We start from the raw sequence: 9,425 nt of genomic DNA on the forward strand, positions 1-9,425 counted from the left end.
TGCAATATATTGGCGGAACCGCCAATAGCTTCAAGGGATATATGAGCGATCTCAAAATTTACAACAAAGTATTGCCTGCTGAAAACGTGAAAACGTTGTAATCAGGTATAAATACAATCGAATCGGGAAGCCAGATAAATAACATCCCGTTTAAAGCCCGTAAATAGCCATATTTACGGGCTTTAAATTTACCATCTTTACTCTGCGGTGGCAGGATCAATAATGGCACTCACCTCACTAATGGAATTAGCTGGAAATCCTCCCTGTTTTGCATGCTCACGGACCATCTCTTCGTTAGGCGCAAAATAGATACAGTAAATTTTATCTCCTGTCACATAACTCTGTATCCATTGAATGGCTGGTCCCATTTTGTTGAGGACATTACAGGAAGCTTGTGAAATCGCTTTTAACTCGTCGCCTGACAATTTTCCGGCGCCAGGAATCTCACGTTCGATAACATACTTAGGCATAATCGTAGTTTTAGATTTGCTGTAACGATGACAATTGAGTTTTGGCTGTAGTAGTGGCCTTTTACAGATGCTGGTGTTTGATAGCCAATGGGGTTGTTGTATACCTAAATATAAGCAATTATCCTACGTCGATGAATATTTCTTAGGCTTAATTCCGATGTAGCGTTCGAACACCCTGGAAAAATGACTGAGATTCGTAAACCCCAACTGATAGCCCACCTCAGAAACGGTCAGTCCCTTTTCTTTTAACAACCTGGCTGCTTCCTGCATCCGCCCAAACTGGTAATATTCAAAAACGCCTTTCCCAAAGGTCTGCCTGAATAGCTTTCTTAATTTAGGCTCGCTCATACCCGCTTCCCTCGCCAATGATGCGATATTGGGTGGTTCATCGGGATGCGATTGCAATTGCGCTTTAATGGCATATATGGCCTTAATATCATCGATATGCATGCTGCTGGCTGGTATGGCATCACGTTGCATCAAAATGGCAAAGATGTGGTACAGCAGTTCTTCACATTTCAACTTGTAATATTGACTTTCCAGCGCTTCCGGAACCGGCTGCCCCAGCATGTCCGCGGCCGCATGGATCATCGCGGGCGATAGACCAGCTTCCAACACGAAATTGTCTTTCGCTTCTAAAACGCTGGCCACCACCGGGTGGTCTATTTTCCCAAAAAGCTGATGAAGATACTGGTTAGAAATGGCGATGGTAATACTCCCAAACATCGTATTGGAAGGCATGGCGAGAATGGAAGAAACAGCATGCCTGCAGATCAGCATATTTGTTTGTTCAGACGACAACTGCACATCCGGTTGTATCACCGAGGGGAAAATACCGCTCAGCAAAAAAACCATGTCCTTCTGCCCTTCCGCCAGCTCATTGGTACGCTCAATATAAACATCCTCTTTGAGGTGATAATTCCGGATCATCATACGCAACTCTCTCCCCCAGGAAAAGCCCGTGATATACCCCGCCCCCTTGCTTTTAGGAATGTATATAAACCTGCCCTTGACGGTGGCTCCTGTTGCCCGGGCAAATTCCTGTGTAATGCCGGCGCCTTTATCTATGATTGATATTTTCATTTACGACTATTTTTATATCAATTCAAGCTATTTTATTCGCAAAAGTACGAATAACTTTGCGGGTATAATTACCAGATATGTTATTAGAAAATAAGAAAATAGCCATTGTAGGCGGAGGACCGGGTGGTTTAACCCTCGCAAGACTGCTACAGCTCAAAGGTGTAGCCGTAAAAGTGTATGAAAGAGATACCAACAAAGCAGCCCGTATCCAGGGCGCTACCCTTGACCTGCATTATGCATCAGGACTAAAAGCCATAAAGACAGCAGGATTGCTGAAGGCCTTTAAAGATAACTACCGACCGGGAGCCGAAAAAGGACGTGTGATCGATAAGCATGGCAACATCCTCTTCGATGAACATGCCGAAGTAACGACCGAAGATTTCGACGCGGAACATTTCCGGCCGGAAATTGACAGAGACGCTTTGAGAAACATTTTATTGGATGCGCTGCAACCCGACACCGTTGTTTGGGATAGTCAGTTTGTGACCATGTCCCCCATTGGCGATGCATGGAAACTGGAATTTAAGAATGGAACAACAGCGACCGCAGATATTGTTATCGGAGCAGAAGGCGCCAATTCCAATATCCGTTCATTTGTCACGCCTGTTAAGCCTTTCTATGCAGGGGTAGTCATTGTACAGGGAAATGTGCCCGATGCGGCAACAACAATACCCGACATGCATCATTTATTACAAGGGGGGAAAATTTATGCGTATGGTAATGAACGGTATCTGCATGTATCTTCCAAAGGCGACGGCAGCATAGATTTTTACATGAGCAGTAAAAAGGATGAAAACTGGTGGCAAAACAGCGGGATAGATTTTTCAGACCGGGATCAGGTATGTTCCTGGTTTAAAAATGAATTCCCAGATTGGGATCAGATATGGCTTTCATTGGTGGAGCATGCCAATTTGCCCCTCTATTTACGTCCTCAATATTGTATGCCTTTAGATAAGGGTTGGGATACTTTGTTCAACTTAACATTATTGGGAGATGCCGCCCACATCATGCCACCATCCGGCGAAGGCGTAAATTTAGCGATGCTGGATGCTTTGGAATTAAGTGAATACCTGACAAATGGTGAGTTTAAGGATACACAAGCGGCCATTGCTTCTTACGAAAAAGAAATGCAGCATAGAGCAGCGTCAGAAGCCAGAGACGCCATGGATATGACCGAATGGATGCATGCGGAAGATGCGCAGACAAAGTTCCTCCAGTTTTTTGGGTCAAATACATAGTACCGCTAACGCCCCTACGAAAATCTATTCTCCGGGAATCGGACAGGGAATAATTCGGTTGCTTGTCATCCTTCGAAGAAAGATATGAATTCCCGAAGGTATATCAACTATTCAGCTGCAGCACCCAACTAAATGACAATATCGATTGTTCTGATAAAGAGTTACGTATAAAACCGGCAAATCTATGATTCTTGAACTGCTGGACAGAAACAAAAACATATCTACCCTAACAGGTATTCACGAAATTCCTGCAGATCTTAGCAGTATCTGTAGTATCCAGGTGATTGACTACGGGAAGGAAGATATTTTGCAACTGGAACAGCTTTTCAATATAGATGCGGCTATCCTGAATAATAGTGAGGACATTGAAATCAGCTCCCACTACCTGGAAAATGAAGATCAGTTGGCATTCAATTTCTCTTTTCCCTATTTTACGCCGCTGAATAAAATCGATGAAATAGTCCTGTCATTCATTTTGAAAAAGGACATCCTGTTTTCTTTCATGCGTATCAATTTTGAACAATTTATACCAGAAAGTAAGAAATTAAATCATCTCGAAAACATCAAGGCGGGCGCCTTTACTTTAGACGAATTTCTGCTGTTGCTGATTGGTATTATTCCTGATTATTTCGCCGATATAACGGAACTCACCGGAAAAAAAATCAAAACAATTTATTCCGGATTGCTGCAACAGCAGCAGTATTCCGGACGAGAGCTGGATGAAATCACTGCTTTCAAATTTAACAACTTACTGCTAAAAGAATCTTTGAATGAGTTCCGGAGGGTGCTCCATCTATTGAGGAAGAGTAAAAAACTGAGTACTGCCATCAAGGAACATATTGCTATTGAGCTAGACGATTTAAATGTGGTCAGTGAATATGTACAGAACAACTTTGAACGCCTGGAAGACCTCAAAGAATACGTGTCCAATAAAATTGAACTGGACCAGAATAAAATATTTAAGACCCTCACGATTATCACCATGTGTATTTCTCTGCCAATGCTGGTAGCGGGAATTTATGGTATGAATTTTAAATTTATGCCCGAACTGGAATGGAAATATGGCTATATCTATGTCATCATTTTACTACTCACCTGCTTCATCGCGCCTTTAATATGGTTTAAACGTAAAAAATGGTTTTAACCAGCTGCCTAACCATTGAAATCCCGCCGCTACCATTTATCACATCGATATGAAAAATCGTTATAGCACTACTATATTTAACCCCCGAAGATAATAACCATCACTAAAGACTCAAAGATGAAGCTATTCTATTCGCTTACCATTGTACAATTGCTGTTGTATGTAAACTCAGGCGTTGCCCAGACCGCAGGTATTAAATCAGGGACCATCTATTCGCTACAATCCGGCACCGGCGGAAAATTGCTCGACGTGAGCAATGCGTCCATGGAAAACGGCGCCAGTATTGATATGTGGACAAATACCCAATCAGATGCCCAAAGATGGGTAGTCACCAGTGTGGGTAAAGGAATATATACCCTGACCAATGTGGGCAGTGGCAAATTACTCCATGCGGCCTCGCTGGCAGATAATGCAAAAGTAGATCAGGTGGATAGCGCCGTCACTGCCGACACTAAATGGGTGATCAAAAAAGCCGCTAAAGGAGCCTATTATATCAGCCCTGCCGCTAACCCTGCATTGGCTATCAATTTACCCGAAGGCAACGTGAATGATGGTACGAAAGTCAATGTAAGTAAGACCGCTGCCACCAAATGGATATTCCGTAAAGAACTGCCACAGGACGCTGCGCCAACAGCAGCCATCGCCGAACAAATATTTGATGCATGGTACACCCAGTATGGGATTGAAACCGGTAAAGGTTTCTGGGACCAGGCCGAAATGATGGAAATAGTGCTGGATGCCTATGAAGTCACGAAAGAAGCAAAGTATGCCGACCGGTTTAATAAAATGTACGAGCACTTCATCAAAGAAAATAAGAGCGACTGGATGTACAACAATTATAATGATGACATTACCTGGGCGGTTTTATTTTCTGTACGCGGATATCTGCTCACCGGCAACAAAGCTTACCTCGAAAAAGGCAAAGAACAATTTGATAAAATGTATGCCCGGGCATTCACCAACAGCTATGGTGGTGGCCTGATCTGGTACGAAACAAAAACATCTAAAAATGCATGCATAGAGGGCCCTGCTATGGTGGCATGCTGTTACCTCGCACAAGCTACCGGCGACAAAACCTATTACGACAAAGCCATTGCACTATACAGCTGGTCTAAAATATATTTGTTCAACGCTGCTACCGGTAAAGTAAATGACAACATTGATCTGAATAAAACAACAGGGCTTATCAGAACAGGCACCTGGAGTTCCACCTACAACCAGGGCACCTATCTGGGCGCAGCAGTGATGCTTTACAACTATACCAAAGAGAAAAGTTACCTCGTAGAAGCTGAAAAAATTGCCAGGTACGCCAGGGACACCATGTTCAGATCAGCGACCATGGATAACGAAGATGGTGGCAATGACCTTCCCGGCTTTAAAGGAATTTTTGCCCGCTATGCCCGTAAATACACCATAGAAACCAATAACACAGACCTGGTTGACTGGCTGCGTTTAAATGCCAAAGTAGCATACAACAACAGGAATTCACAACAGCTCATTCAAACAAAGTGGGCAACCAGAACAGACGAAACAAAGCCCAAATCTGCATTTGGGGCATCTACCGCGGTATCTCTGCTATTCAATTTAATGCCGCTAACAACTATACATTAGATCTTCTATCATTCCATCAAAAACGTGCACACAGAAAAGACTGTGTGCACGCTGATATCCAATACCTGAATTGTCTTTGTTTAGTTATGGCGTTTGAAATTGCCATTGTTGATTATTACCACCGTTTAATTCCCACTGATTGATGGTATTAGTAGCGGTATTGAGATCCATGGCCCTGTTTGAATGCAAAAATATAAGTGAATAGTAACCATCTGCTGGAGATGAAAGATAAAATACTTCGTTGGAAGTATTTTGGAAATCCCACAGCACCACTGCTCCCCCATTGGCAGTGGAAGCACCTGATACATTGAGCGATCTTCCACTACCCACACCAATTAGTTTATACAGTCCATTGCCTATACTGGTAAGCGTCCAGCGCTGATTATTGCCACCATTGTAAGGCCAGGTATCTATCACGGTACCATTAATCGTCCCATTCGATTTGGCATCCAGTACATTCCCATTTTGGCGGTTGACTAACTTATAGGTTCCATTAGGAATGGATAATCCTTGCTCAGGCGTAACCATTTGAACGGTAACAGAACTTTGTACTTCCATCGCATACACATCACCTGTTGTGGTATTTGAGGAAAAATTGTTCCAGGTGAAGTTGTAATCTGTGCGCCTGTGATTCCACGAAGCATTGCAATTATTGGCGAGGAACGGCCCGTATTTGCCCCAGAGATTATTCTCTTTCGCTAATTTCGCCAGTCCCCGTGCCACCTGATCGCTACCAAAGTATCCATTGGCCGGATGGTCTTCATTCATAATGCCGGTAGTGAGTCCACCAATTCTTCCGATATAATGATCAGCAGCTTTTATAGCATCATTGTAATAGGTGATATCGTTGGTAATTTTATAAAGAGAGGCAGCGGCATTAACCAGCAATCCGGTGTTATAGGAATTATCATCTCCTCCTATACCAGCCGGATACCAGCCTTCATACACTCTGCCGCTGGCTGCATCAAAGCAATGGGTACGCGCCCAGGCATATATGGCCTTACATTTATCTAAGTAGCTGACGTCGCCTGTAGCCTGATAAATCATGGCGCCAGCTATGATTTGCGGCCAGTTGCTAAGACCACATTTACCGCCGTTGGGAACCTGATTCTGATCTTCCCATATGCCACCACCGAAGGTATTATCCCATCCACGATTATAGCACATATCAAAGTTATTTTTAGCCGCATCCCGAAAAGCAGTATTGCCGGTAATCAAATAACCACGAATACAGGCGATCATGCCCCACTGAACATCATCATTCCAGGAGTCCCAGGACCAGTTTAATAAATCCTGCGCCAGCATTTTAGTTAATAAATCTGAAATGAGTTGTTTGCGTGCAGTCGTTGGATTTCTGTCGTAGGCATCTTCTACGGTTGTGATCAGATAACACTGCTGCCAGAAGAAAGCCCTTTCACGATTGGTCAGACTTTGGCAAAAATAGGGGGCACCTGTACCGGAAGTAATAAGATAAGCACTGAGGAAGCCATCATACGCCGCATCGGCATGGCTGATGGGATTAGTCGCCAAACCGGCTGCTGCCAGCGCCACTGACGCCGACTTATTAGTATCGAGGCGCTCCAACGCTGGATTACGCTCCTCTAATTTCTGTTTGTTACATGCTGTAAAAAATACAATCACTAATAGCATGAAAATGGGCACAGCCGCTGGCTGTTTTAAATAGTTTTTTTTCATAACGACGTTGGAATTTTGGGTGATATACTGATATTGGATTTTCAAAATGTCAATGCAAATAAGAGCAGGAGTAGCGCAATTCCTGGACAAGTTTGTCTTCCATGTGTATATAAGTATGAAATTGCCGGAGCAACACACATAGCTGATCAAAATATTTTATCAGCATCTTAAAACCTATCCTCTGCAACAAAAAATAAATGACAGGATGCATCTTTCACACACTCGTCTCAAACCCGTCAGGGAGGCTTAAAAAGCCCATATAAACATCTATAAAATGTACGGCACATCAAAAAATTTATACAAAATGAAAAGAAATTAACGTTTGAAAAAACCATCTTTGCACTGCTCATTGCTAATCGACTGATCATCTGAATACACTTTTACTGTCAGACATTAGTTGGAGGCCAACTTATTCAGGTATTGCCACAATAAATCCAAGACAACAATTATGAAAATCATCAAAAAAGGATTGCTAATTTTTCCACTATGGGGCTATTTAATTTTTCTTCCGGGAACATCCGCCGGGCTGCGTGCACAGGCTAAGCCCATTGGCCTGACATCGCCGGATGGACAGATTAAAGTGTCTATTGACCTAAGTGACAAAATATACTACTCGGTAGCAGCAAATGGCCAGGAACTTTTAACAAAAAATCACCTGGCACTCCTCCTGAAAGAGGAAGTACTGGGTAAAACGCCTAAACTGATCTCGGCAAAAACAACCCATGGCGGAGAAACCATACAACCCTTTGTGGCATTAAAATTTTCCACCGTTAAAAGCGATTACAATAGCCTGGTCATGCGTTTTAAGGGTAACTATGCAGTAGAGTTCCGCGCCTTTAATGATGGTATCGCCTATCGCTTTATTACCGACAGAAAAGGTAATATAGAAGTCGTGAACGAAGATTTCGCGATCAACTTCCCCGAGGATTACCTGCTTCATCTGCAACAGAATAACGGGTTTAAAACTTCCTACGAAGAGCCTTACCAACACCTCGCCTCCACCAGCTGGAAGCCGGCTGATAAAATGGCGAACCTCCCCGCTTTAATCGATACTAAAAACCAATATAAAATATTAATCAGCGAATCTGATCTGTCTGATTACCCGGGATTGTTTCTTAAAGGAACCGGCAATAATGGCATGGAAGGCACCTTCCCTAAGGTCCCGCTTGAATTTGGTCCGGATGGTGATCGCAGCCAGAAAATTTTAAAATCAGCAGATTATATTGCTGCCACCACCGGTAACAGAAGTTTCCCATGGCGCTATTTTGTGATCGCCAAAGATGATAAGCAGCTGATAGAAAACACCATGACGTTAAAGCTGGCCGCGAAAAGCGTTATTGCCGACCCTACCTGGATTAAGCCAGGACAGGCAAGCTGGGAATGGTGGAACGATGCTACGCCCTACGGTCCGGATGTAAACTTTGTATCAGGTTATAACCTGGATACTTATAAATATTACATAGACTTCGCCGCCAAATACGGGATCGGATATATTGTGATGGACGAAGGCTGGGCCAAAACCACCACCGATCCTTACACACCCAATCCAAAAGTTGATGTAAAGGAATTGATTCGTTACGGTAAAACAAAGCATGTAGATATCATTCTCTGGTTAACCTGGTTAACGGTACACAACAATATGGATCTGTTCAAAACCTTCCATGAATGGGGTATTAAAGGCGTTAAAATCGATTTCATGGACCGCAGTGACCAATGGATGGTCAACTACTATGAAAATGTGATAAAAGAGGCAGCCAAAAATCAAATATTTGTTGACTTCCACGGCGCTTTCAAGCCTTCCGGGCTGGAGTATAAATATCCCAACCTGTTGTCGTATGAAGGTGTAAGAGGATTGGAACAAATGGGTGGTTGCCGGCCGGATAACAGTATTTACCTTCCATTTATGCGCAATGCGGTAGGGCCAATGGACTTTACCCCGGGAGCCATGATCAACATGCAGCCTGACGTATATCGTGCCGAACGACCCAATGCAGCAGGTGTAAGCACAAGAGCTTACCAGCTTGCCCTGTATGTTGTTTTTGAAAGCGGCATACAAATGCTGGCAGACAATCCTACCCTGTATTACCGCAATGCGGATTGTACGGAGTTTATTACCAGTGTGCCCACTACCTGGGATGAAACCAGGGCGCTGGCTGCCAGCGCCGGCGAAGTAGCAGTAGTGGC

The 9,425-nt window shown here is 43.6% G+C and carries 7 protein-coding genes; 4 read left to right on the plus strand and 3 right to left on the minus strand.

Annotated elements, in window-relative coordinates:
• Positions 1–197: 197 nt before the first annotated feature.
• The gene (locus VIP81_RS01995; protein ID WP_331956803.1) at positions 198–470 is read right to left on the minus strand and encodes a DUF4242 domain-containing protein; all 273 of its coding nucleotides are present in this window, start codon (positions 468–470) and stop codon (positions 198–200) included.
• A 123-nt stretch (positions 471–593) separates the two neighbouring features.
• Positions 594–1,553, minus strand: a complete 960-nt coding sequence (locus VIP81_RS02000; protein ID WP_331956804.1) for an AraC family transcriptional regulator — start codon at positions 1,551–1,553, stop codon at positions 594–596.
• A gap of 77 nt (positions 1,554–1,630) precedes the next feature.
• Between VIP81_RS02000 and VIP81_RS02005 the strand changes: the two genes are divergently transcribed.
• The 3 genes from VIP81_RS02005 to VIP81_RS02015 all read left to right on the plus strand — a co-directional run bounded on the left by VIP81_RS02005 (position 1,631) and on the right by VIP81_RS02015 (position 5,546).
• Positions 1,631–2,791, plus strand: a complete 1,161-nt coding sequence (locus VIP81_RS02005; protein WP_331956805.1) for an NAD(P)/FAD-dependent oxidoreductase — start codon at positions 1,631–1,633, stop codon at positions 2,789–2,791.
• A 184-nt stretch (positions 2,792–2,975) separates the two neighbouring features.
• Positions 2,976–3,935, plus strand: coding sequence for a CorA family divalent cation transporter (locus VIP81_RS02010; protein ID WP_331956806.1), 960 nt, complete (start codon positions 2,976–2,978; stop codon positions 3,933–3,935).
• Between the two features lie 117 nt (positions 3,936–4,052).
• A complete protein-coding gene (locus VIP81_RS02015) occupies positions 4,053–5,546 on the plus strand; it encodes a glycoside hydrolase family 76 protein (RefSeq protein WP_331956807.1) in 1,494 nt (497 codons plus the stop codon).
• 84 nt (positions 5,547–5,630) lie between these two features.
• Here the strand turns inward: VIP81_RS02015 and VIP81_RS02020 are convergent, their stop codons facing one another.
• A complete protein-coding gene (locus VIP81_RS02020; protein ID WP_331956808.1) occupies positions 5,631–7,241 on the minus strand; it encodes an RICIN domain-containing protein in 1,611 nt (536 codons plus the stop codon).
• A 448-nt stretch (positions 7,242–7,689) separates the two neighbouring features.
• Between VIP81_RS02020 and VIP81_RS02025 the strand changes: the two genes are divergently transcribed.
• Positions 7,690–9,425, plus strand: a 1,736-nt coding sequence (locus VIP81_RS02025) for a glycoside hydrolase family 97 catalytic domain-containing protein (RefSeq protein ID WP_331956809.1), incomplete at its 3' end; no start/stop codon positions are given.

Source organism: Chitinophaga sp. (genome assembly GCF_036566945.1).
Classification (GTDB): Bacteria; Bacteroidota; Bacteroidia; order Chitinophagales; family Chitinophagaceae; genus Chitinophaga.